The sequence below is a fragment of the Enterococcus sp. FR204 genome (genome assembly GCF_031143325.1).
GTDB lineage: Bacteria > Bacillota > Bacilli > Lactobacillales > Enterococcaceae > Enterococcus_B > Enterococcus_B faecium.
The window spans coordinates 1-26,020 of record NZ_JAKZIW010000032.1 but is presented as its reverse complement, the minus strand read 5'-3'; the positions used below and the strand labels follow the sequence as shown (position 1 = coordinate 26,020).

At 37.6% G+C, this 26,020-nt stretch carries 18 protein-coding genes and 2 pseudogenes; 9 read left to right on the top strand and 11 right to left on the bottom strand.

Annotated features, from left to right (window positions below; genetic code table 11):
* Positions 1 to 1,044, top strand: a pseudogene (locus tag RG571_RS08405) (ABC transporter permease); the annotation flags it as partial.
* A 276-nt stretch (positions 1,045 to 1,320) separates the two neighbouring features.
* A complete protein-coding gene (locus RG571_RS08400; protein ID WP_114635064.1) occupies positions 1,321 to 2,361 on the top strand; it encodes an aldose epimerase family protein in 1,041 nt (346 codons plus the stop codon).
* Between the two features lie 51 nt (positions 2,362 to 2,412).
* On the opposite strand, the gene RG571_RS08395 is transcribed toward RG571_RS08400, so the two are convergent.
* The 6 genes from RG571_RS08395 to RG571_RS08370 form a co-directional block, all read right to left on the bottom strand.
* A complete protein-coding gene (locus RG571_RS08395; protein WP_308947619.1) occupies positions 2,413 to 4,563 on the bottom strand; it encodes a glucosaminidase domain-containing protein in 2,151 nt (716 codons plus the stop codon).
* A gap of 356 nt (positions 4,564 to 4,919) precedes the next feature.
* Positions 4,920 to 6,293 (bottom strand): PTS transporter subunit EIIC, encoded by a 1,374-nt coding sequence (locus RG571_RS08390; protein ID WP_002339572.1) that lies wholly within the window; start codon positions 6,291 to 6,293, stop codon positions 4,920 to 4,922.
* Positions 6,293 to 6,688, bottom strand: coding sequence for a D-ribose pyranase (gene rbsD / locus RG571_RS08385; protein WP_002286295.1), 396 nt, complete (start codon positions 6,686 to 6,688; stop codon positions 6,293 to 6,295). Before rbsD ends, RG571_RS08390 begins: the two co-directional genes overlap by 1 nt.
* A gap of 27 nt (positions 6,689 to 6,715) precedes the next feature.
* Positions 6,716 to 7,633: a ribokinase gene (gene rbsK / locus RG571_RS08380; protein WP_258430227.1), complete on the bottom strand. Its 918-nt coding sequence runs from the start codon at positions 7,631 to 7,633 to the stop codon at positions 6,716 to 6,718.
* Between the two features lie 108 nt (positions 7,634 to 7,741).
* Entirely contained in the window at positions 7,742 to 8,755 is a 1,014-nt protein-coding gene (rbsR, locus tag RG571_RS08375) for a ribose utilization transcriptional repressor RbsR (protein ID WP_002339574.1), read from the bottom strand.
* An 80-nt stretch (positions 8,756 to 8,835) separates the two neighbouring features.
* Positions 8,836 to 9,435, bottom strand: coding sequence for a cysteine hydrolase (locus tag RG571_RS08370; RefSeq protein ID WP_002339575.1), 600 nt, complete (start codon positions 9,433 to 9,435; stop codon positions 8,836 to 8,838).
* 184 nt (positions 9,436 to 9,619) lie between these two features.
* On the opposite strand from RG571_RS08370, the gene RG571_RS08365 reads away from it, so the two are divergent.
* From RG571_RS08365 to treC, 3 genes are all read left to right on the top strand, one after another.
* On the top strand, positions 9,620 to 10,321 hold the full coding sequence (locus RG571_RS08365; RefSeq protein WP_002296067.1) for an ABC transporter ATP-binding protein: 702 nt from the start codon (positions 9,620 to 9,622) through the stop codon (positions 10,319 to 10,321).
* A 9-nt stretch (positions 10,322 to 10,330) separates the two neighbouring features.
* A complete protein-coding gene (locus RG571_RS08360) occupies positions 10,331 to 13,042 on the top strand; it encodes an FtsX-like permease family protein (RefSeq protein WP_002376170.1) in 2,712 nt (903 codons plus the stop codon).
* 574 nt (positions 13,043 to 13,616) lie between these two features.
* On the top strand, positions 13,617 to 15,245 hold the full coding sequence (gene treC, locus RG571_RS08355; protein WP_002319557.1) for an alpha,alpha-phosphotrehalase: 1,629 nt from the start codon (positions 13,617 to 13,619) through the stop codon (positions 15,243 to 15,245).
* 59 nt (positions 15,246 to 15,304) lie between these two features.
* Here treC and RG571_RS08350 read toward each other — a convergent pair whose 3' ends face one another.
* Positions 15,305 to 16,579 (bottom strand): AI-2E family transporter, encoded by a 1,275-nt coding sequence (locus tag RG571_RS08350; protein WP_002319558.1) that lies wholly within the window; start codon positions 16,577 to 16,579, stop codon positions 15,305 to 15,307.
* Positions 16,580 to 16,737: 158 nt separating this feature from the next.
* Between RG571_RS08350 and RG571_RS08345 the strand changes: the two genes are divergently transcribed.
* The gene (locus RG571_RS08345; RefSeq protein ID WP_002339578.1) at positions 16,738 to 18,261 is read left to right on the top strand and encodes a zinc ABC transporter substrate-binding protein AdcA; all 1,524 of its coding nucleotides are present in this window, start codon (positions 16,738 to 16,740) and stop codon (positions 18,259 to 18,261) included.
* 68 nt (positions 18,262 to 18,329) lie between these two features.
* Here RG571_RS08345 and RG571_RS08340 read toward each other — a convergent pair whose 3' ends face one another.
* The 3 genes from RG571_RS08340 to RG571_RS08330 all read right to left on the bottom strand — a co-directional run bounded on the left by RG571_RS08340 (position 18,330) and on the right by RG571_RS08330 (position 21,094).
* Positions 18,330 to 19,058 (bottom strand): LytTR family DNA-binding domain-containing protein, encoded by a 729-nt coding sequence (locus tag RG571_RS08340; RefSeq protein ID WP_002286278.1) that lies wholly within the window; start codon positions 19,056 to 19,058, stop codon positions 18,330 to 18,332.
* Positions 19,059 to 19,070: 12 nt separating this feature from the next.
* The gene (locus RG571_RS08335) at positions 19,071 to 20,351 is read right to left on the bottom strand and encodes a sensor histidine kinase (RefSeq protein WP_002319561.1); all 1,281 of its coding nucleotides are present in this window, start codon (positions 20,349 to 20,351) and stop codon (positions 19,071 to 19,073) included.
* A gap of 140 nt (positions 20,352 to 20,491) precedes the next feature.
* The gene (locus tag RG571_RS08330; RefSeq protein WP_002296063.1) at positions 20,492 to 21,094 is read right to left on the bottom strand and encodes an accessory gene regulator B family protein; all 603 of its coding nucleotides are present in this window, start codon (positions 21,092 to 21,094) and stop codon (positions 20,492 to 20,494) included.
* Between the two features lie 244 nt (positions 21,095 to 21,338).
* Here RG571_RS08330 and RG571_RS08325 point away from each other — a divergent pair, with 244 nt between their 5' ends.
* Positions 21,339 to 21,545, top strand: coding sequence for a hypothetical protein (locus RG571_RS08325; RefSeq protein ID WP_002286271.1), 207 nt, complete (start codon positions 21,339 to 21,341; stop codon positions 21,543 to 21,545).
* A 313-nt stretch (positions 21,546 to 21,858) separates the two neighbouring features.
* Positions 21,859 to 22,578 (top strand): annotated as a pseudogene (locus tag RG571_RS08320) (deoxynucleoside kinase).
* Between the two features lie 80 nt (positions 22,579 to 22,658).
* On the opposite strand, the gene RG571_RS08315 reads toward RG571_RS08320, so the two are convergent.
* Positions 22,659 to 23,342, bottom strand: a complete 684-nt coding sequence (locus RG571_RS08315; RefSeq protein WP_258430229.1) for a YoaK family protein — start codon at positions 23,340 to 23,342, stop codon at positions 22,659 to 22,661.
* A gap of 217 nt (positions 23,343 to 23,559) precedes the next feature.
* Here RG571_RS08315 and RG571_RS08310 point away from each other — a divergent pair, with 217 nt between their 5' ends.
* Positions 23,560 to 25,746, top strand: coding sequence for an ATP-dependent helicase (locus tag RG571_RS08310; protein ID WP_002339579.1), 2,187 nt, complete (start codon positions 23,560 to 23,562; stop codon positions 25,744 to 25,746).
* Positions 25,747 to 26,020 lie beyond the last annotated feature (274 nt).

The window sequence follows — 26,020 nt, the reverse complement described above, 5'->3', positions numbered from 1 at the left end:
TTACTAAAGAAATCAGAACAGATTTCATTGAAAAAATTGAACAATTTCACATTGTCACAGTTAAATTTTCGTATTCGTGAATATACACAAATGCTCTCAATGGTCGCTATGCTGTTTGCCTTGGCACTGGGCGCTTTGACGGTAGGATTAGGTTTTAAAAATGAAATTGCAGACTTGACAGAAAACAATTCTGGATATGATCTAGTGATGAATAATCCTCGGGCAGAAGATCAGCAAAAAATCAAAGAACTTTCACCAACACTTTCTGCTTCTTATACTCAAAAAGAAGATGCGGGAACGATTTACTATAATGCAAGTGAATTTGCGGCTCAACCATTGATCATGATAAAACATGAAGATGGAACACCGCCGAAGATCACGAAAGAAAAAGTTCCTGCTGAAAAAATGAATGAACTGACTGTACAAGAGGAACTTCGAAGCTATGAATTGCCGGAACAGCAAGAAAAAGAAATCAAGGTAGTCAGTCAATCAGAATTTGATCAACTGAACTTGCCACAATCCACTTTACAGCTAGTTCAGGTAAAAGACTTCCAAGCAAACCTGAAACCAATCGAAACACTTGTTGCTCAAAATAAAATGAACAATCCATCTTTGCAAAAAGTAGAGTACAGCAACCAGAAATATGAAATGTATGAAGTGTATAATGGTCTATTCTCTGGTTTTGAATTTATGGGATTCTTCCTAGGTTTAGCTTTCTTGACCATGCTTGCTAGCTGTTTGATGTTCAAGATCTTGTCAGGAAGCAAGAGTGACATTGCTCGTTATGAAATGCTTGAAAAGATAGGAACACGACGCGGGTTGCTTAAACAATCGATCCGTAGAGAAGTAGGCGTGTTATTCTTAGCACCAGGAATCTTAGGTGTAGTCCATGTCTTATTCGGATTACAAATGTTTAGTCTATTCATGCAAAATCCATACAAAGATATTTGGGTTCCGTTTACGATCTTCTTCGTATTGTATTTCATCTACTATGTACTGACGACATGGTTATATACTGGAATCGTATTGAAAAAGAGATTGTGAAAAAGCTGTCCTGCATCAAGTAATAAGAACAGCCAAGCAAAAATAGCTCCTCATATTTTTCGTTTGGTTGGGCTTATTACCGCAGATGCAAGCTTTTGAACACCGTTTGTTCGGAAAAAGAGGTTGTGACAATATTTTTGTCACAACCTTTTTTTCACGGTCTTTTATTAAAATATAGTAAATTTTTTCTCGTTACTCACGGAATAAGCTATTAAGAAAACGGTTTCCATGTATACTGGAATCAGTGCAAATGAAAGAAAAGAGGGTGCAAGGAACATGGAAATCAATGAACAAAATTTTGGCGAAAACTATCACTTGATTACGATCACGAATCAAAATGGGACATCTTTGTCTGTCAGTGATCTTGGGGCACGGGTTGTTCATTTTCAAACAATAATCGATAATGAAAAACGAGAGTTGATCTTAGGTTTTGATGAAGCAAAAGAATATCTAGAAAAAGACCCTTATATCGGTGCTTCAATCGGACGTATGGCTGGACGGATTACGAATGGCACATTCAAATTAGATGATGAAACGTTCGAAGTAAAAACAGACCCGGACACTGGTCATTGTTTACATGGTGGTGCACCTAGCTTTGAAGCCAAGCAGTGGCATTATACAGTCATCAATGGTGAAAACGAAGCATCGGTCATTTTCTATCAGACTAGCCCAGATATGGAAAACGGATTTCCTGGAACTTTAGATGTAGAAGTACGGTATACGCTGACGAACGATGATACATGGCGAGTGACGGTCCAAGGGATCAGTGACCGCAAAACAGTATTCAATCCTACAAATCATGTCTATTTCAATTTAACCGGTGATCCAGCACAGTCAATCGACGAACATATACTTTGGTTGAATAGCCGATTATTTGCTACGCTCAATAAAGATACAACGCCTACAGAAGAAGTAGTTTCAGTAAGTGGCACAGCATTTGACTTCCAACGTCCTAAAAAATTAGGTGAGGTCTTTGCCAGTGATTTTCGCCAATCAATGATAGTGGGCGGTATCGATCATCCATTTTTGTTGAAAAAACAATCTGGTTTACTAAATGCTGCGGAATTGACAAGCCCAGATGAAAAAGTATCGATCCAAGTAAAAACAGGTGCTTCAGGAATCGTGATTTTTACAGCAAATTTTGGAGAAGATGGACCGGAAATGCGCGGGAATAAATTAGTAAATCATGGCGGTATCACATTTGAGACTCAAGAACTGCCAGGAGCGGAGCGACTTGAAAGTTTTGGAGATGTCACTCTGGAACCTAACCAAGTACGCGAGTTTGTAACGGAATACAAAATAAATATAAAGAAATAGAATAAATTAAAAAGGGAGTGTGACAGTGTCACATCCCCTTTTTAATTTATTCTATTTCTTTAAAGGCAGATCAAGCCAGAATGATTTGTCTAAACTTAACAAGGTTAGTACAGGAACAGTTGCAGCTTTAACTGTACGAGTAGTTGTTTCTGGCATCTGTCTTGCCGTAAAATTGTTCCACAAATCCCAGATTGAAGCGACACGGAAGATGGAAGAAGCGTTGTTGACGCGTTTTATCGTTGAAAATTCTAATCCTGTGATTGGCACGCCATCTGTTGTCCATTTGATTGGCACATCGAATCGCTTAGACATATTGAGGATTTCAGCGTTTGCTTCTTCAGTTGTTGCTGCTTCTTTTTTCGGTTCATCATATTTTGTCAGGTCGTACGCTTCGATGATCGCGTTCAATTTTTGTGAATATTGGCGATCTGTAGCATAACTTCCTTCCAAATATTTGGTTGCTTCTTTGTAGTCTTTTGTTTCCGACTTCCAAGTTGGTTTGTAGAAATCAGGATTGCCAGTCAGTCCATTTTTGATCAAGTCGGCATAGTCTTCCAAACTTTCCTTGTAAGAAGGATATTTACGGAATTGTGCGCGGATTTGGTAGCTTTGTCCGGAACTATCTTGTTCAAGTGTATTGAAGGTCACGCTGCTTCCATTATATGATCCTTTGATACCAAAAAGGTTATGATTTGGTTCGCTTGATAATAAGCTGTTTCCAGATCCACTTTCAAGGATAGCTTGAGCCATCATGACTGATGCGTAGATTCCTTCTTTTTGCCCGATTTCCTGTGCATCATCTGCAATCTTTTTCAAGAACTGATCAGTTGTTTGGTTTTGACTGAAATGGAACGAGCCATCTAATCCATCTAAAATAGATGAACCAGTTAGCGAGCCTGAAGCAGCAGGTAAACCTGCTAAGTTTACTCGGACAGCAAAATCAGGCGTGAAATCTGAAATAGAAGTTACTCGAACTTTATCTCCTGGTTGGGGCGCATGGATAAATTGTCCGTTCCCAATATAGATACCTACATGGTGAGTAACACCGGAAGAAGGTCCCCAGAAGACGAGATCGCCAGGTTGGGCCTGACTTACTGGAATCTGCGTACCTGCATATTGCTGTTCGCCTGTCCAGCCACCGATATAATGACCGGTTGCTTTCATATATACGTAATAAATCAAACCAGAACAGTCAAAAGTATTTGGACCTTTTGCTCCCCATACATATGGTTTTCCAAGATGCTCGAATGCTTCTCGAACGATTGCTTGTTGGACATTCGTTGTATTTGTAGGCAATACAGCATCAATTGGTGATTTTACAACAAAATCAGAAGAAGCAGAAGATGGATTCTCTATACCGCTTTGATTTGCTGTATTTGGACGAGATGAAGCATTGTTCGTTCCGCCATTCGATGAACCATTGTTTGGATGGTTTGGTTCTCTCTGAGTATTTCCATTGTTATTCGATCCAGATGGGTTTGTTTGATTCGAAGAATTCCCGTTGTTCGAATTATTGTTATTATTGTTTGAATTATTTGAACCATTATTATTGTTGTTATTGTTGTTATTACCCACATCTGGTTTGTTTGGCGTTTCCGGATCTGGTGTACTAGGGACTTCTTCACTAGGATCAGTTGGTTTCTCTGTTGAAGTATCCGGTACAGGTTCAAATTCTGCAGTAATAGATAAATTGTTCGTACCTACTGTAAAGGTCTTTGCATCATAATTTACTTCTTTGGCACCATTAACAGCGACTGAAGCAATTTGTTCACCTTCAGCTGGCGTAATAGTGTAAGTTACCTTCGTTTCCGCTGATAAACCTTCTACCGTTCCACTTTCCGTAATATCCAAAGGTTGCTGTTCAGGGGAATCCGCTGTCGAAGCAGTCAGTTGGATCTTACCAATCAAAGAAGGAGCAATTGTAAGGGAATATGTCTCGGCTGGCTTTTCATTTTCTGATGGATCAGCCGGATCAATTTCAGTTGGCTCGGTCGATCCTGTTGTTGAGTTAGTTGTTCCAGTTGGGTCTTCTGTAAAAGAATCCGTTGTTTCACTAGTAGCTGAGCTGGATGTAGTCGTATCTGTTGTGACTGTTTGACCAGCTGTTTGATTATCTACGGCAAATACGGTATTGGTCGACAAAACAGACGGAGCAATCAGCCAAGTAGCAGCTAGCAAACGTATCGTTTTTTTATTTTTCATAATAAACTAGTCCTTTTCCTTTCATTGATTTTCTGTCTTATTCAGCATTCATTAGACATTTTTTGGAACAGATAATCGTGTCGAAAAGCTTTTTCTTTTCATAAATCTGTCTGTGTATTCTAAATAAAACAATTTGTAAATAAGCAACGAGCATTCATTCGTTTTTCTTTGACGTTCATTTTATTGCATAGACCACCTTTGTTTGGGGATAAACAAGTGGGGATAAAAATGGTTATGCATATGTAAATTATACCAAAGTTTGGAAAGTATCACAAAAATTTATAAAAATAATGATCCTAAAAAGAAAAAGACTGAAATATGTGATAAACATCTCATACTTCAGTCTTCTTCATTAACTATTCATAAGACATTAGGTCTTCATCAAACCCGCTAACAAGAGTAGTGATCATTGCTACGACTAGACTAACAGCCAGTCCTACTAAGTACCAGAAAAAAGTACCGGAAATGAATGCAGGCAATGTGGTCAGACTACCAAATACAAAAGCGATCGCTTTCACTTGGGCAAATCCCATTACAGCTCCACCAACAGCTGCACCAATGCAAGCAGCAACAAATGGTTTTTTCAATGGGATCGCAATTCCGTAAACAGTTGGTTCGGTCACTCCCGCAAGTAAAATCGAAGCAAAAGCAGAACCGGAGATCGAACGGGTTTTTGAACGTTTACTTCGCAGAAATACACCTAAAGCTGCACCAGCCATTCCAAAATTGGCTGCTCCTGTCAACGGAACGATTCGGTCGAACCCATAAGCAGAGATATTACTGATCATGACAGGGTTTACAGCCCATTGGATACCAAATATTACCAAAATATTCCAACCACCAGCGATGATTGCGCCACTGATCGGTCCGTTAATATCCATCATCCAAGTAATTGCGGCAGCTAAACCTTCGCCAAGGTAAACACCCGCAGGCCCGAATACCATTAACGTCAAAGGAACCGTGATAACTAATGAAAGTAAAGGTACAAATACTAATTGCATATTTTCGCGAATATATTTTTTGAGGAATTTTTCAACAAAAGAATAAAAGAAAATACCTAAAATCGCCGGCATGACAGTAGACGTATACTGCATCAGTACTACAGGAATCCCCAGAAAATCAGTAGCTGCTTTGCCACTGTCTGAAAGTAAAGAGGTCAGATTCGGTTCAATCAGTGCTGCAGCAATGACAGCCGCAATATATCCATTCACTTTAAACGTTTTGGCAGCAGAAAAAGCAAGAAAGATTGGCAGAAAATAAAAGACGGCATTCGACGCAGCAGACAAAATATGATAAGTTCCGCTTGTTTCACTAAGCCAGCCAATCGTAGTCGCTAAAACAACCAGACCTTTTAATATACCAGAACCGGCAAACAGCGGAATGATCGGCGTAAAGATTTCCGATATCAAACCAAATAGTTTTTCGATCGGATTTAGCTTTTCTTTCGGAGCTGAATGATCGATTTGACGCGTCAATTCCTTGTAAGCAGGAGCCAATCCCTGATCCATGATTATTTCTGCATATCTATCGAGTAAAATGAAATACTTAATGGAAGGGATTTGCTGTTTTAATTTTTCTGCATTGGCTACTGGCTGTTTTTTCAATTTGATACGAAGCCGAGTCGCACATGGAAGGACAGAATCAATATTGTCTTTTCCTCCCAACTGTTCAATCAGCATATGAATCTGCTCGGACAGTACCATCTGTTCAGGATTCATTGTCGTTTCCATTAGAAGACCACTCCACTCACTAATATAATATTGGCGTAAGGTGTCATTTCGCCTGTACGAATAAATGCATGACAGTTATTCAACTCTTTTTTCATTTCTTCATGTGGGATAAAGCTAATCGGTGTATCTGGTAACAATAATTTGATTTTTTCCAATATTTCCGGGTTCATTGTCTTTATTTCTTCCGCCAATTCAATCGATTGTACCTCGAGTTCTTCTAAAACGTTTTCTAAAACAGATAAAAAGCTTGGAAGACCGTTTGAGACAGCCAAATCTATTTTTTCAGTACCAAAGGGGACAGGCATGCCTGCATCCCCGATACTTAATTTATCAAAGTGCCCCATTTGTGCGATTACTCGTGAAATATCTGAATTGATTACTTTTCCTTTTTTCATGTTTGTTTCTTCCTCTCATTGTTAATTTTAGACTGCTGATTGTTCTAAAGCTTCGCGGTAAGGGATAGAAGGTTGCGCACCATAAGACTGCACAGCAACAGAAGAGGCTAGATTTCCATAAAGGATCGCTTCTTTCAAGTTACTAAGGTCTGGCTGAAGTGTGCTGCTTAATGCGCCAATAAATGTATCACCTGCGGCTGTTGTGTCAACGGCATCCACTTTAAAAGCAGGGATGATACCGTGTTCTTTTTCTGTATGATAGAAAGCGCCGGCACTGCCTAGTGTAATGATTACTGTTCCAATACCTAATTCATGGAGTTTTTCGGCTGCTGCGACCAAACTGTTATGATCTGTCACTCTGATTCCTGTAATGATTTCTGTTTCTGTTTCATTTGGTATAATGATATCTGTCTTTTCAAGTAGTTCAGTAGGGATCGTTTCACGAGCTGGTGCAGGATTCAGGATCGTTGTTTTTCCTGCGTCTTTTGCAATAGAAAAAGCTAGGATCGTCGCATCTAAGCTACTTTCAAACTGAGCAATAATAAAGTCACTGTTTGTAATCAGTTGCTTGTTTTTTAGGACTTCTTGTTCATGGAAAGCATTATTTGCCCCTGCATGGATCAAGATACTATTTTCTCCTGCTGCGTCTACCATAATCATTGCTTGTCCGGTTGTGGCGCCTTGGATTTCAGCTATCCCAGATGTATCGATGTTTTCTTTTGTCAGTAGATCTAATAACTGTTGTCCTTCGCTGTCAGCCCCAACGCCTCCAATAAAAGATGTCCCTGCGCCTGAACGTTTGGCTGCCACTGCTTGGTTGGCGCCTTTACCTCCGCCAGCGTGAAAAATCTCATGCGCATGCATCGTTTCGCCTGGCTTGGGCATGTTGGTTAAACGAAGGGTAGTGTCCATATTAATACTTCCAATTACTGTAACCGCGTTCATTTTACAAACCTCCAACTATCTCATTTATTTTGATGGGAAAAATTATTTTTTAAAACGTTTTAGTAAAACGTTTTAATAGCTCGATAAAAATATAGCACACCTTGAAAGCTATTTCAAGGGTGCAGTTGAAAATCTTTTTTCTAATCGTACAGGTAATCTTTTTTCTTCCCATTCTTTTTCTGGGAATTGGATCCGATCTAACAATAACTTGGCAGATGTTTGTCCCAATTCGAAGATTGGTTGTGCGATCGTTGTCAGTTTCGGCTTGATATACTCGCACATATCTATATTATCATAGCCAATAATGCTGTAGTCTTCAGGGATGCTTTTTCCAGCTTCCTCTAATCCGCGATATAATCCAAAAGCTAATTCATCATTTAAAGCAAACACACCAGTTGCAGCAGAATCAAGAAGTTTTGCTGTGATCTGGTAGCCACCTTGTTTTGAGAACTGTGTAGGTAAGAGGATCAGTTGGTCGTGAGGGATTTGGTAAACATCAAGAGCAGATTTAAACCCCTCAATCCGAGCGTGGACATTTTCCGGTGGATTTTCAGGATAGACAAGGGCGATCGTTTGATGTCCTAGACTAAGCAAGTGCATGCCCGCTAGGTAACCACCGCGAAAATCGTCTGTTCGTACGGCATCACTAAATCCTTCAGATTTTTTCTGATCCAAAACAATGAAGGGCCGGCCTTGTTTTTTCAAATTTTCGTTGATTGCATCTGTAGAGACAGCAGAAGTCGCGATAATGAATCCATCCACACCTCGACGTGTGAGCTCGGCTAGATATTCGATTTCTTTTTGATGATCAGAATCAGCATTACATAATATCGTGACGAAATTCTGCTTATACAAGATATCCTCAATTCCTCGCATCAGTGTACTGAAGAATGGATTCGTGATATCAGGAACGAGTACACCAATTGTTTTCGTTTCCTTGGTAATCATTTGTCTAGCAAAATAGTCAGGCTGATAGCCTAATTCTTCTTTGGCAGCTAAAACTTTCTGAACAGTTTTCGGACTGAATTTCTCCGTATTTCCATTTAATATCAAGGAGACAGTTGTGATTGAAACGCCGGAAAGTTTAGCGACTTCTTTGATTGTGATCTTTTTTTTCACCATGTTCATACTCCTATCTAAATCCTGTGGTTATTTTCCCATGAAATCAAAAAGAAGTAAATGAAAATCACGTGTGCCAGTACTTATTTGCTTTGTTGGATAGCTTCGATTATTTGTTTCGTTGAGCGTACTCGTGCAGTTTTCGGAAATATCTTTTTTATGAACAATTGATGGGATTCTTTGTCACGATCACTGCAAGCATCTTCAGCAAGTACGACATGATACCCATGTTGAAAGGCATCTAATGCAGTAGCATATACACCGTTTGTTGTCGCTACACCGCTTAAAATGATAGTTTCGATTCCACGCCGGCGAAGTTGAAGATCAAGAGAAGTACCAAAAAAGGCACTTGGATTGTATTTTGTGATAGTCAACATATTATCTGTATCTTTCAAGGAATCCTTCAACAACAAGTCAGTGAATTCTGGAGGTACAGAAGCAGTCATTCCACCCATATCAGTTTGTTGACTCAAATAAGGGAAAGTGGAGATGTCTACGTTCACTAAAACTTTCAAGGCAGCGGTACGTTTCAATGTTCTTACTAACAAATCATTGTTTGTCAGAATAGATGCTGCAGTGTGTGGAGAGAGTGTACCGTTATTTACGATCCCTTTTTGCATGTCGATCGCGACAAAAGCAGTTTTTGATAAATCAAAAATCATATTTTCCTTTAAATCATTCATGATGTTCCTTCTTTCAAATAACAATGTTTTTTATGTAAGTAAATCATAAATCGTTTATTTGTCAACTAAATAAAGGATTCCTTTCTTTAGTCTAGAGAAATTCAGTGGTAAAATAAATAAGTGTGAGAAAACGCATTCGATGCATAGATATAGCGAGAAATATCGTGAAAATGGAGGAATCAGAGTGAAGTATGTCGAAGTAAAAAATGAATACAAACGATACAAAATGGGAGAAACGACCATTACAGCAAATGACGATATTTCTTTTTCAATTGAAAAAGGCGAATTAGTGATTATACTTGGTCCAAGTGGAGCAGGAAAGTCAACGATTCTTAATATTTTAGGTGGGATGGATACACCTGATGAAGGTCAGATCATTATTGATGACACAGATATTGCGCAATTTTCAGATAAACAGCTTACTGCTTACCGACGAACAGATGTAGGGTTCGTTTTCCAATTCTACAATCTCGTTCCTAATCTAACAGCAAAAGAAAATGTGGAATTGGCAACGGAAGTTTCTCCTGATGCGCTTGATCCTGTAGAGGTATTGAGGCAAGTGGGCCTAGCTCATCGATTGAATAACTTTCCGTCCCAATTATCAGGAGGCGAACAGCAGAGGGTTTCAATTGCTCGTGCACTAGCTAAAAATCCCAAACTTCTTTTATGTGATGAACCGACAGGCGCGCTGGATTTTGAAACGGGCAAGCAAGTATTGAAATTATTGCAAAACGCTAGCAGACAACACGGCAATACCGTTTTGATCATTACACATAATTCTGCTTTAGCGCCCATCGCTGATAGAGTCATTCACATTAATGATGCTAAAGTAAGGTCTGTTGAATTAAATGATCATCCTTCATCCATTGATGAGATTGTATGGTAGGGGGATTTTATGAAAACAAGAACATATCTTAAAGCAGGTTTTCGCGAAATTCGGCAATCTAAAGGACGATTCATTGCAATCATCCTTATTGTCATGCTAGGAACACTTTTATTTGTAGGTGTCAAAACTGCTGGACCTGTCATGCAAAAAACGATGGATCACTATGTTGGTACAGCAGGACTTTCTGATTTGCAAATCGTTTCTACTGGTGGCTTGACACAAAAAGATATTGCTCAAGCAGAAAAGATCCCAGATGCAAAAGTAGAAACAGGAAAACAGATCTATTATTCCAATACTGGCAAAAACGAAGTGATTCAAATATTTTCTTATAACAAAAATAACAAGCAGAACAAGCTACAATTAACTGATGGAAAACTCCCGGAAAAACCAAACCAGCTTGTATTGGATGAAAAAGCGGAAGATGAAGGGTATAAAATCGGTGATATTTATCAGATTGATTCAGATGAATTGAAAGAAAAAGAGTATACCATCACGGGCTTTGTCCGTTCTCCATTGTTCATCAACAATTTGGAGAGAGGATACGCGAACGTCGGAAATGGTAGCGTCGATTATTTTGTCTATTTACCTGAATCCGTTTTTAAAACAGATATTTATTCTGTCTTATATCTTGATTTTACAAACGTAAAGAATTTGAATACGTACAGCAAAGCTTACAAAGATAAAATGGAGCAAAATCAAGAAAAGGTAGAAAAGTATTTACAAGATCGCCCTGAAGAACGCTTAGAAGAGCTGAAAAAATCGGCCAACGAAGAATTAGAACCGGCACAGCAAAAAATAGCGGATGGCAAAGCACAAACAACGCAAGCAAGAACACGGTTAGAAGATGCTAAAAAACAGTTAGCGCAACAGTCAGCAACTATCCAGCAGCTTCCTGAAGCGCAACGAACAATTGCTGTTCAAACATTATCTCAACAAGAAGCTCAACTTGCTGAACAAGAAAGGCAATTAGTTGAGAAAGAACGTGAACTGGCCTCTGCAGAGGAAGAATTGAATCGAAATGCAGAAAAAATTGAAAATTTAACTAAACCATCATACCTATACAATGAACGTTCAGAAAATGTCGGTTTTCAAGAATTTGGTGATCTGTCTGATCGTATCGCTGCGATTGCCAATGTTTTTCCTGTTTTCTTTTTCTTTATTGCCGCATTGATCACCTTTACGACAATGACACGTATGGTAGAAGAAAACCGCAGGGAAATCGGGACATTAAAGGCGTTAGGTTATACGAAAGTTGAAATCGCAAAAAAATATGCAATCTATGCAAGTCTAGCCTCAGGGATAGGCATTGTTTTAGGAACGATATTAGGAACGAATCTTTTGCCAAGGATCATTTTTGAGCTGTCTAACGAGCGGTATGATATTGGGAGTGCGCTTATTTTTTATGACTGGCCGCCGATTTTACAAGCAGCTGCCGCATTCTTCATTGCCGCATTTGGCGCTGCAATGATCGTTTTATTCAAAGATTTAAGAGAACGGCCTGCTGCATTGCTTCAACCGAAAGCACCGAAGCCAGGGAAACGCATTTTTCTTGAATACATCACTCCGCTGTGGTCACGCCTTAGCTTTAATCAAAAAATCAGTTACCGAAATCTCTTCCGATATAAGTCAAGAATGCTTATGGCGATTATCGGAATTGCTGGATGTGCCGGGCTGATGGTTGCAGGCGTGGGATTGAAAGATTCTCTAAGTTCTGTTTCAGCCAAACAATTTGGACCGATCATTGACTATCAAGCAATCGTTACATTGGATTCATCCACGGAAGATAGTCGTCAAAAAGCAGCGGATATGCTGCAGAAGCAAGAAAAAGTAAATGAGATCCTAGCTATTCATACTCAAACCGTAGAATTGAGAAAAAAAGGACATGCTTCGCAAAGTCTGACAGTGATCGTACCAAGTAAAACAGCTGATTTGGATCGTTTTATCCATTTAACTGATCTTGAAGAGAACCCACGCTCCTTGCCTAAAACAGGAATCGCTATTACGCAAAAAGCAGCAGAACTATTTGACTTATCTACAGGAGATCATATTTCGCTTTATGATGAAGATCAAAAAGAATGGAAAGTCGAAGTAAAAGAAATCGTGAAAAACTATCTAGGTAGCTTTATTTATATGTCCCCTGAATATTATGCTTCAGTTACTGATCAATCGATGATGGATAATGCATTTTTGCTGCGTACAGATAAGATGACAACAAAAGAAGAAGAAATGCTTTCCGAGAAACTGCTTGCCACAGACGCTGTGACAAATACGTCTTTCATGTCCAAACAAATCGAAACGCAAGAAGAATCAATGGCGAACTTAGACTCGGTTGTCTTAATCTTTGTCGTATTATCAGGACTGCTGGCTTTTATCGTCTTGTATAATCTAACTAATATCAATATTTCCGAGCGTGTACGCGAATTATCTACAATAAAAGTCCTTGGATTTTTTGATAAAGAAGTCACGATGTACATTGTTCGAGAAAATATCATCTTTACTCTTTTAGGAATCATCGGAGGATTTGGTGTAGGATATATATTGACTGACTTCATCTTGCAACAAGCGTCTATGGAGAATGTCATCTTTCCATTAGTGATCACATGGTGGGCTTATGTCTTATCAGCAGGATTAACTATCGTATTTACGGTTATTGTGATGATTGTTACCCATTTCAAATTAAAGCATATCGATATGATTGATGCGTTGAAATCGAATGAATAAAAACAGATGTTGTGAAATCAGCGGTTTGACCTGAGTATTAGAGAAACAAACGGCAAAATAGTTTCTCATATTTTGCCGTTTTTTGAGCTAATACCGAAGGACAGCTGATTGAACACCGTTTAAGAAAGAGGTTGTGACAGAAGTGGTCAGCTTCAAGAAATAAGAAGGAATTTACGGAAATTGCTTCTCAAATTTTTGTAAAATTTCGGCTTATTTCCGAAGAAGCTACTTTTGGAACACCGTGAATCAGAGGTTGTGAAAAAGCTGTCCTGCATCGAGCAAAAAGAATACTCAAATAAAATTAGCTCCTCATGTTTTACATTTGAGAAGACTGATTGCCGTAGATAAAAGCTTTTGAACACCATTTATAGAAGAAACAAGAATATTTTGCTATTTTAAACAAGAGGATAGACAAATACATGTCTGATCTCTTGTTTTTTATTGGGCAACAGACCTCTTAGAATGTATAAAGATAAATTTTACAAACGCTTTCGGTTCAGTTATAATAATAAATGATAACTTGTATATATAAGTTGTGGTAGGTAATAAATCAGTTGAATGGAGGTAAATATCCATGACATTTAAAGACAAAGTCATTTACCAAATCTATCCCAAATCTTACAAAGACAGCAATGGTGATGGAATTGGAGATTTAAAAGGAATCAAAGAAAAACTCCCGTATCTGAATGATCTAGGCATCGACATGATTTGGCTAAACCCTATTTATCCAAGCCCTCAAAAAGACAACGGTTATGATATCTCTGATTACACAGCCATCGATCCTATCTTTGGTACGATGGAGGAATTCGAACAGCTAATAGCCGAAGCAAAGAAATACCGGATAGAAATCATGCTCGATATGGTGCTGAATCACGTTTCGACAGAACATGAATGGTTCAAAAAAGCACTAGCAGGGGACCAGCATTATCAGGACTTCTTCATTTTAAGAGAAGAGCCAACGGATTGGGTATCAAAATTTGGTGGAAGTGCTTGGTCGCCATTTGGAGATACGGGGAAATATTATTTGCACTTATATGATCGGACACAAGCTGACTTGAACTGGCGGAACCAAGCAGTAAGAGAGGAACTATTCAAAGTTGTTCGTTTTTGGATGGAAAAAGGGGTAAAAGGATTCCGTTTCGATGTTATCAATGTTATCGGTAAAGACGAACAATTGAAAAATAATAAAGAAAATGATGGCAAACCTGAATATACGGACAAACCAATCACCCATACGTATCTAAAAGAATTGAACCAAGCAACGTTTGGGACGGATTCCACTATCATCACAGTCGGTGAAATGAGCTCTACGACGATCGAAAATTGTATCTTGTATACAGAACCTAGTAGAGAAGAATTATCAATGGTCTTTAATTTCCATCATTTGAAAGTCGATTATGAAAATGGGAATAAATGGTCTACTCCTCCATTTGATTTTGCAGAATTAAAGCGACTATTTCATACATGGGGAGAAAAGATGAGTGAGGGTAACGGCTGGAATGCTCTATTTTTTAATAATCATGATCAGCCACGTGCGCTCAATCGATTTGTAGCTATCGATCAGTATCGAAAACAAGGAGCAGAGATGCTAGCAACCATGATCCATTTGAACCGTGGGACGCCCTATATTTATATGGGAGAAGAAATCGGCATGATCGACCCAGACTATTCATCGATTTCCGACTATATTGACGTAGAAAGTTTGAATGCTTATAAGTTACTCCTTGAACAAGGATTCACAGAAAAAGAAGCGTTTCGTCGGATCAAAGCAAAATCTCGCGATAACTCTCGAACACCCATGCAATGGTCAGACACAGAACAAGCAGGATTTACTACAGGGAAACCTTGGTTAAAAGTTGGAGGCAAGCTAGAAGAGATTAATGTAGAAAAAGAACTATCTTCTGAAGATTCTATTTTGTCCTATTACAAGCAATTGATTCGGCTGAGAAAAACATATCCAATCGTTGCACAAGGAGATTATCATGCTTATGAAGCAAATCATCCGGAAGTTTATGGCTTTCTTCGCCAATTTGAAGGACAGCAGCTGCTTGTATTAACAAATTTCTATGATAAAGATACAAGGATCGCCATCCCAGAAGGATTCACAGAAGCCAATATTCTTATCGATAATTATTCCGATACTGTTCTTCATCAAAGTCTGGAGCTAAAACCATACCAGGCAATTGCTTTGCTGAAAAATTAAAACAAAAACACAAAACGTCGTTCCTACGAGCTATTCTCGTAAGATCGACGTTTTGTGTTTTATTTAAAATAATCTTCTTCAGAAAATGAAGAGTTTTCATACTCTCCTTTATCGCCATAAAATTTATTGTAGCGTTGTTTGAATTTACGGAAAATAAAAGTAACGAGTAATTTGACTAACGTATAGATAGGAATACCAAAAATAACGCCCACAATTCCCATTAGATCACCCATGACAAGTAAAACGATTAAGATCGTAATCGGATGGATCTGTAAACGATCACCCATTACTCGAGGAATCACCAAGTCACCGTGGAGAAGTTGTACGGCAAACCAGACAATGACAAATTTGACAGCCATAAAAGTAGAGTCTTGGAATGCAATGATCAAACCTGGAAAGAAGGCGATAAACGGCCCAATATATGGAATGATACATAACAACCCAGCAGAAATAGCTAAAACACTAGCAAATTCTAATCCGATCAGTAAGAAACAAACCCAGTAGACTGCTCCAAGGATAAATGAAGCAATGATTTGCCCCTTTAGAAATGAACCCAATTGTTGATTAGCAATCTTTGTCAAATTTTTAAAATCTGTACGAAATGCTGGTGGGACAATCGCTAAAACTGACTGATAAAATTTTTGAGGATCTCTCAAAAGGAAAAAAGCGACAATTGGACCAGTAAATAAAGTAATAAAAATAGCTGTAACAGTTGAAAAAATGTTGCTGATCCGTTGTGCGCCACTTTCCCAATAATTTCCAATAAATCCAGCTATATCAGACGTCACGTCGTCAATAGAAGCGAAAAATTGATTAAATGAATCGGCAAAAGGTGTTTTCTCCAAAAATTGTCGGAGACTCTCTTGAAAATCTTGAAACAAATCTGGCAAACTACTGATCAATGTCTTTGCCTGTTCTTTAAGAAAAGGAACAAGCCATACGCTTCCAAGCCCCAATAAAAATAAAATAATCACATAAACGATAATGACTGACAAGTTCCTCGAAAGGTGCTTGCTCAAACGTTTGATGACTGGTTCCAAAAGATAATACAAGATCAGTGCAAACAATAATGGGGGCAAGATAGTAGCGATAATGATTCCGACAGGCTTGAATATAAACGAGATCTGATGGAAAAAATAAATGATCAGCGCAAGTAAGATAACTATTCCTAAAACATAGTAAGAGGTTTTTCCTCCTAAAAAGCGGATCAAACGATTCGTTGTATCTGTTTCTTTTTTCACTCTTTTTCCTCCTTTATTTATAACTTCATTATAGACAAAAGCGGGTATAAAAGGAAAATGATAGAGGTTGATTGCAAAAATATCGTCAATCATTCATATAAACTTTCTCATCAATTAAAATAAGAAAACGCTTGACAGTTCTTTTAACCATATGATAAATTAAATCCTGTTGCTAAAACGTAACTATTACGATTTGTGAAAAGCGAATCGGAACATTCAAATGAAAGAAGATGAGAAGAGGAGTGTCATAAATGAAACGATTGATAGGTATATTGGCCATGCTGGTTTTAGCAGGTATGTTAACTGCTTGCGGGGCAAGTGGGAAAGCCGAGGACAGTAAAGAAAAATTGAGCGTGATGACGACCTTTTATCCCATGTATGATTTTACAAAAGCAATCGTCGGGGATGAAGGAGAAGTAGAGTTATTGATTCCAGCAGGGACTGATTCCCACGATTATGAACCTTCTGCTAAAGACATGGCAAAGATCCAAGATACAGATATCTTTGTTTATAATGATGAAAACATGGAAACATGGGTCCCCGCAATCCAAAAAACATTACAAGAAGGCAATGTCCATACGATAAAAGCGACAGAAGGTATGCTTTTACTTCCGGGAAGTGAAGAAGGACATGATCATGACCATGAACACGGGGAAGAAGGCCATACACATGAGCTAGACCCACATGTATGGCTAGCTCCAAGTTTAGCAATCAAGCAGGTAGCAAACATACGTGATCAGCTGATTGAAGCTTACCCAGAAAAACAGGAAGTATGGACAAAAAATGCAGCAGCCTATACCGAGAAACTTCAATCACTCCATCAGCTTTATCAAGAAACCTTTAAGCAAGCAAAACAAAGATCTTTTGTCACGCAACATGCTGCATTCAACTATCTAGCGTTAGAATATGGATTGAATCAAGTATCGATTGCTGGTCTTTCTTCTAGTGAAGAACCGTCTGCGGCGAGAATTGCTGAACTGAAACACTTTGTTAAAGAACATGGAATCAACTATATTTATTTTGAAGAAAACGCCAAAGATAGTATTGCCAGAACGTTAGCAAACGAAGCAGGTGTATCTTTAGAAGTATTGAATCCTTTGGAAGGATTGACGAATGAACAAATAGAAAATGGAGAAAACTATCTTTCTATCATGGAAGCAAACCTCGAAGCGTTGAAAAAAACGACAGAGACAGAAAACCCGCTAGAAGATACTTTGACCCCCAAAAAAGAAAAGAGCGTCTACAACGGTTATTTTGAAGACGAGGATGTACAAGATCGCTCTCTTTCAGATTGGGCAGGAACTTGGCAAACAGTAGATACGTATGTAGAAGATGGGACTTTTGATCCTGTTTTTGAATATAAAGAAAAATTGAATCAGGATAAGACAGCACAAGAATATAAAGAATATTATACGAAGGGCTATCAAACAGATATTGCTTCAATCAAGATCAGTGAGAAAGAGATGGCATTTACGTTTAAGGATGGAACAACGAAACGTTCAAATTATCGTTATGTAGGGAAAGAAATCTTGACCTACGAGGCAGGAAACCGTGGCGTAAGGTATCTATTCGAAGCAGAAGATAAGGAAAGTGGCGCTTTTAGATATATTCAATTCAGTGATCACACGATTGCACCGGCTGACTCCGAACATTTTCATTTATATGCAGGAAATGAAAGTCAAGAAGCATTGCTGAAAGAAATGGAGAATTGGCCAACATTTTATCCAGATACAATGGATGGACGTGAAATTGCACAGGAAATGCTTTTGCACTGATAGGCAAAAAAGAACCGAAGGGTTTGGATCGGCTGGTCATTTAGTCGGTCCAAACTATTCGGTTCTTTTTATGAAATCAATTTCTTTAATCCACGGATAGAGGCTGGGATGGTCTCGCCGTTTGCCAACGTGACTTCTCTGGTTTTTTTATTAATCGACCGCACATTTTGTGTATTGATAACATAGGATTTATGACAACGGATAAAATTCCGATGCATTTTCTCGATTTCTTTGATCTTCTCATAGAATTGTAATTGGGCATGAGTCAAATGGACTTCCAGTTTATGTGGTGCTCCTAGCGAAGTAGAAAAATATTGGATGTCTTTGATCGGTAAAAATTTGATCTCATCATTAAACTCTATTTTGAAGATATCTTTTTGGATTTGGGACATTTGAAAATCTTCGAAAATTTTGCTCAGGATATGCTCGACATTTTCTTTTAAATCATAAAGATCTTCTTTGACGATATAATCAGTCGGTTCGATGTTGCTTTTTAAGATTTTCATCGACATTTCCGTATGGGAAGTCACATAGATTATTTTTCCTAAAGGATCTAATTCACGGATCAATTTACCGATAGCTACACCATCCATTTCACTGTCTTCTAGTTCGATATCTAAAAAGTAAATACCAAAAGAAGAAGTTCTGATCTTGGCTGCATTGAGAAGTTCTTCCGGATCAGAGGTAGAAATATGGACATAACTGTCTAAGTTTTCAATCATGATTCTATTTTTGATCACCGTTGATAAAACTTCTAATTGTTTTGGATCGTCTTCACAAATATAAATGGGAATCATATCATTACTCCTTTATTTTATTTGTATATAAATCGTTTGAGAAAAACGCTGGTTTTCAATTGATGTTTCAAGGAAAAGATAAGGATTGGTCTTTGTCAATTCATCCAAGATAAACAAGCCAAGGCCTTCGTTTTTTGGATTTGTTTTTGTTGAGAACCCTTTTTGTTTCAACTGGTTTAACGGTAATGTATTTGTTGTTGTATTGATCACACGAATCATCACGGAATGATTCTTCTTGAGTATGGTCAATTCGATTTTTTTCTTCTTTGCAGCACTAGCTCCTTCAATCGCATTGTCCAAGATAATACCAAGCATACGTACAAGGTTTACCGTATGTTTCGTATCCAGTTCGATTGGCTCAGGAAAATGAAGCTGGACGATCAACCCTTTTTCCTGTGCCATCATGAGTTTTAATGACAGTAAACTACGGATCTCAGGAACTTTCATATTATCCAACATACTTAGATTGGCCGGAAAAAGGTTCATCATCTGGCGTGTAGGTAATATCGTTTGATCATAATAAGACCGTAATCCTTCTAAGTCGCCTTCTGAAATATAGCTGTGAAGAGAAAAAAGCAGATTTTGGTAATCATGTTTGAATTCTCTCAAGTCTTGATAGTTTTTTTCTAGATCTTTGATATAATCCTGTTGCATCCTGACTTGTTGCTCTAATAACTGATCAGCTAATTTCTTATTAGAGATTTTCCAATAATAAACCAAGATGATCAGGCCAACACACAGATATAGAATGAAAAAACTCGTATTCAAAGCTAAGACATCAGGTGTTTCACCAGAAAAACGAGTATAAAAAATAATGATATAGTATGTAAATAATATCAATGTCCCGATCGTACCGATCATACGGCGGTCCACAGTGTGAAACCAAGTCTCTAACGATTTTTTAAAACAAAAAGCTAATAAAGCAGATAAAAAAGCGGATAAGGCAATGTGAAAATACTGCAATGAATCTCCTGGTTCAATAACCGAAGATTTCAAAACAAAAAAATCGCCGATGCTTGTTAAGTGATCTCCTAAAAGCGACGTCAATAACCCAAAAGGAAGCGCATAAACCAATTGTTGACGCGAAGTCGAAAAGAAGAAAAAAGTAAGCATCAGCATTCCTATAGCAATTAGAGCAGTAAAAATCCCTAAAATCGAATAGACCCATCCAATCAAAATACAAGAAATCAGAATGACTCCCGCAAACAGATATTTGTATCGGATGTGATGGTCAATCAATAAGATACAAATTGTGTAAATCAAATATTGCAACGCTATGGACCATAAAAACATAAAGTACAGCTCCCATTGATTTTTACCAAATTATATCACAATTAGCGTATTATTTTTTTAATTTTTCAGGGATTTTGAATTCAGAACTCATACCAAAGCAGCAGCCAGATACAAAAAAGTCAGATAAGTTAGTTAATTGTTTAATGATTGTTTTTTTCATGAAAGATTCCTCCAAAATTCATCAAGTAGTTTGTAATAGGAAGCAACGTAGCTATTTCTAAAACAATCCCAAGTAGCAAATAGGTAGAAAAGTAAGAAGCTGAGAAAAATAAAGTAATGAGAGAAAAAATTAGAAACATGCTGATCGCCTTCTTTAATAATGGGGGACGTTTCTCGGGTTCAATGGGATTGATTGCTGTACCTCTTGATCCATAGCGAAGCAGTAACAAAAAGCAGCTGATTAACAAAAAGACCATCATTGGGAAGGAGATAGTCAATTGCAGATGTTTCATCACCAAGGGAACGCCCCATAAATAAAGTAGTGTCCACAGCAGACAAACGAATTCAGAGTCGGAATGCAATCCATAAGCATATCTGCGGATGCAGATATAAGAAAGAAAGGTGATTCCTGTTTCCGCCCATGAGCCTGTCACCAGAGAAAAGACTAGAACAACCGCTAGTTTTCCAAGATTATTCAATAAAACTTCTAAGGCAAATTTTACTTGGACATACACCATATCTTCTTCCGATTTGTCTCCGCTGAATAAGGCTTCTAATAATTTGTTCACAACTTTATCTTTCATCTCATACGTACCTCCACCACAAATTTTATGCTAAAAAAATAAAAAACGTCTTTTGTTTCATAAAAAGTGGTTTTGACATCAAAACCGTCATGATTTCCTAAAAAAATCTTCGTTTTCCAAGAACCTTACCAAAAAAAGTGACAGTTTTGATACGAAAAGTACTTTTTATGACAAGTTTGTGCTTTTTCGAGTGATTTATGTTAAAAAAATTACTGACCTTATAAAAGGTGATGGAGGGATTCTTATGGAAAATGAACAATTGTTTGAAGTCGGCGAAACATATGCATTTAAATCTGATTTATTTGAATCACCAATAAAAGGAAAAATAGAAAAAATCTATGAAAATAGTGTGATGATACGTGTCATGAAATGCGCAGTAGAAGACAATGATACCGCTCATAATCTGCACTGGCAGTTAGTTGTACGCAAATCAAGTACAATAGAAGAATAAAAACAGATAAAATGTTGAGAGCATAAAGAGGTTGTGAGTCTCCCGTTTAGCTCTGAGTTACAAGGAATAATGTTAAAAAACAGCTTTTCATGTTTTATGAATATTGCCACTTGTGACCGAGGTGTTGGCAGGAGAATAGTGTTTATTTGAAAAAAAGGCTGCGACAAGACTTTTGTCACAGCCTTTATTTTCATGAATAGGAGTTACTTTTGGCTACTTTTAGAGAAGTAGCTTTTAAGGAGCAGATAAAGTCAAGGCTTTTATTTCTATAAATGAAGTAGTAAAATGAAGAACAGATTTTATTACAGGAAGGATGCCGATAATTGTGATCATTGTTGCAGGAACGATCGGTGCAGGGAAAAGCACACTGACTGAAATGCTTGCCCAAGATTTAGAAACAAAACCTTTTTATGAGAACGTGGAAGATAATGAAGTATTGCCGCTATTTTATTCTAATCCAGAAAAGTATACTTTTTTATTACAGATTTTCTTTTTGAACAAACGCTTTTTGGCAATCAAAGATGCTTTCAGCCATGATGACAACGTACTAGACCGCTCCATCTACGAAGATAGTATGCTGTTTCATTTGAATGCAGATTTAGGGCGTGTTTCTGAAGTAGAAGTAAAGCAGTATGAAGGTCTTTTAGAAACGATGCTGAAGGAGTTAGAAGAAATTTCGCCACAAAAGAAACCAGATCTACTGGTTTATATTCGTGTATCCTTTGAAACTATGTTAGCGAGAATCAAAAAAAGAGGCCGGGAATATGAACAGCTAGAATAAGATCCTGAACTCTATTCCTACTATAAAGAACTCAATCGACGATACGAAGAGTGGTATGAACAGTTTGATATATGTCCCAAAATAGTGATCGATGGGGACAAATATGATTTCGTAGCCGATCCGGCATGTGGAGAACAAATCGTACAAGAAATCAAGATGCGGGCAAAGAAAATGACAGAAGAGGCAGATGCCCAGTCGATCCGCTACACTACAAATAACCCGAAAGCAAAGGGAATCTTTACAACTAAATAATATAAAAACTAAGCAAATTGCTCACTCGCAGATATTTCTCTGTGAGCAGCATCTTGCTTAGTTTTTTTGATTCATTGAGATCAAATAGTGAACCGATTCGTATGATAAAATTGCCATAAATGAAATGTCTGAGTGAGGGCCATGATCAAAAATAAAATGGAAACGATCAAAATCGAATGGGCGCCAAACAGATGATGACAGAAAACAAGGACAATAGCTCCTGCGATAAAGGCAAGAACGACACTTAGATAGTGGAAAAATCGATCAAAATCTGCTTTTTCTTTAGAAATACAATAATCATATAAGTTCGTTGCTACCCCTTTTAAATTTCCAGTTGTAAATAAATTAGTGTAGGCACGCCCGTTGATTTTATCAAAAGCTACCCACTGGATCGATGCAGTAAAAGCAATCAAAATCGTTACTAATGCGGGATGCTCATGGACGGGTGTCAAACTAACAAAGAAAAAAATCACTGCTTCATAATATAGAACAAACAAGCGCCAGAAATGTTTTCCTTTTTTTCTAAAATAATCAATTAGATACTTTGTTAGAAGAATCCCTAAGAAAAAGAAAAGGGTAGACAATACTTTTTTACCAACACTTAGCCATTCTCCGTCAAATGCTTGGATGATCGATAGAATGATATTGCCAGTTTGAGCAGAGGCAAAAGCACCATATTGGATATAAGTATAACTGTCCATGGCTCCTCCGATAAATGTCAGCAAAAGTCCTATTGTACGCCCCTCGTGAAAGGAAGTCTGCATTTTTTTCATCACCTTTTATGAATATTTTTGTCTTCCTTATCTTAGCATAAACGATTGAAAAAAAGGAAAAATTTTCAGAAAACTAAAATCGTATCGCTTCCCATTTTCATTTTTAGAAAGGTCTGTTAGTATAAAGAAAAAATAGACAACGAAACTTTAAATAACCAACTTGAAATAAACAAATTCAAAGAAGAAAGATGGGAAGGAAATCAATCAGTTGAATGAAAAAGAAATTCTCCGATTACAAAAAGAATTGAAACGCTGGGAGAACAAGTATAAAAAGCTTCAACAAGTCTTTCGGCTACAAGAAGAAATCATTGCTACCTATGAAGCGGCTTATGGCGAAGCACCCGGACTTATTGAGGAAGAAGTACAAGTAAAAGAAAGTGAAGGAAACAGCTCTTTCTTTAAAATGATGGAGAAACGTTCCTATAATCGCTTCAATCAAGAACAAAAAGCAGCTATCACATATGATATGAAGAAACATCTTCGAATCATAGCAGGAGCTGGGAGCGGCAAAACGCAAACAATCTGTGCAAAAGCTGTTTATCTGATGACGCAAAAACAAGTAGACGAAGAACGCATACTAATGATCACTTTTACAAGGAACGCTGCAAATGAACTAAAAAAACGAGTAGATAATTTCAGCCAGAGAAAAACCGCTGTCCATATCGGAACATTCCATAGTATCTTTTTTAGGATATACAATGAAATTTGTCGAAAATTTCCTGAAGTAGCAATGCAAGGAATACAAGGAGACTTTTCAAAGGATACTGCACAAAAAGTGAATGCTGTTTTGCAACAGCTGATACGTAAATATAATCTTTATATATTTGATCAATATGGAGAAAAAACGATTGCTTCTCGGTTAGACTATTGGCAGAATATGAACCTTTCAGTAGAAGAAATGGTTCAGTTAGTTAAAGAAAAATATGATTCCATTGATAAGAATGCACGACAGCCGATATCAGAACGACTGTATGGATTGCTCACGGAACTCCAAGAACAAAAAAGAAGCCAGCAATTGCTAGAGTTCAATGATGTACTCCAAAATCTGAAAAGCGCTTTGGAGAATGAGGAGATCCAGCATTATATCGGCCAAAAATATGATTATCTATTCATTGATGAATTTCAAGATACTAATCCACTTCAATGGGAAATCGTGAAACGGATGACAAAGGAAAACAGGATCAAGTTGATTGTTGTTGGAGATGATGATCAGAGTATCTATGGATTCAGAGGATCAGAGCCAGCATACATCAAGAACTTTGAAAAAGAATATCCTACCAAAACTCTTTTCTTATTAACTAATTATCGTTCTCGGGCAGCTATTGTCCAAGGAGCAAATAGATTGATCAGCTATAATAAAAATGATCGGATACCAAAGGCGATGATTCCAGCACAAAAAGAAGCAGGCGTTATGGAAGCCTATTTGTTTTCTGATACTAAAGCAGAAAGTCAGTGGCTAATCAAACAAATTCAGACATTTATTCAAAAAAATGGGAAATATAAGGAATCAATCATATTATACCGATCAGCTTCACAAACGCAGCAGCTTGTCCAATCTCTGCTGAAAACGAATATTCCTTTTGTACTGGAAGCAGATAGTCCATATGAAGGTATCTTTGGTATCAAGCCTTTCCAACATTTCTATCAAAAAATTGTTCATTGGCAAACAGCACTGAATCTGCAAAAGAAAAATCAGGCCTACCAGCAATTGCTCCGGCAGCTGATGGCAGACTGCTACCTGAAAAAAAGTGAATGCGATCAATACTTTTCTCCTAAATATCAAAATATAGCCGTTGCAGATTATATTTTGTCGATAAGCCCCAATTTAAAATCGAAATCTGCAGAAATCCGAGAGTTTGAGGAAGCGTTGCGTAAAACAGACCAGCATCAAGAAATCTATTCGCTTGTTCAAAGCTATCTTCATCTGCCACGTATAGCTAAGGAAATCGACCAGAGTGATCAAGAATGGATACGAGAAGAAGTAAAGCAGCATGCTACTTTCAGAAGACTCCAAGCCTTATCGCAAGAAACCCAAGCGACAGCTAAAGAATTAAAAACCCGCTTGATTGCTTACAGACAAGGAAAACTTGATGCACTATGTATCCAGAGCATTCACAAAAGTAAAGGTCTTAGTTACCGAAATGTCTTTTTGATTGGTTGTAACGAAGGAAGTTTGCCTTATAACGGAGCGACAGAAAAGAAAGTAATCGACTTTAATGAAATAAAAGCAGAACCAGTGACGACGATAGAAGAAGAACGAAGACTATTTTATGTTGCGATGACTAGAGCAAGAAATCGTCTGTATCTATGTGTACCTCAAATGAAAAATTCAAGAAAATTGAAAGTATCGAGATTTATCAAAGAAACCGGGAGTCGTGTGAAAAAAGGAAAGTGATAGAAGAGAGGGCGTGACAGAAGTGGTCAGTTTCAAGAAAGAAGAAGGAATGTACGAAAATTGCTTCTCAAATTTTTGTGAAATTTCAGCTTATTTTCGAAGAAGCTATTTCTGGAACACCGTTTATTCGGAAAAAGGAGGTGTGACAAGAATTTTGTCACACCTCCCTTATTTATTTTGAAAATGAGAATACTATTATCAAAATAGAGAATATATAGAATAATTCTCATTATTCAAACGTAAATAATCAGTTATTTTGATTTTTTTTTATATT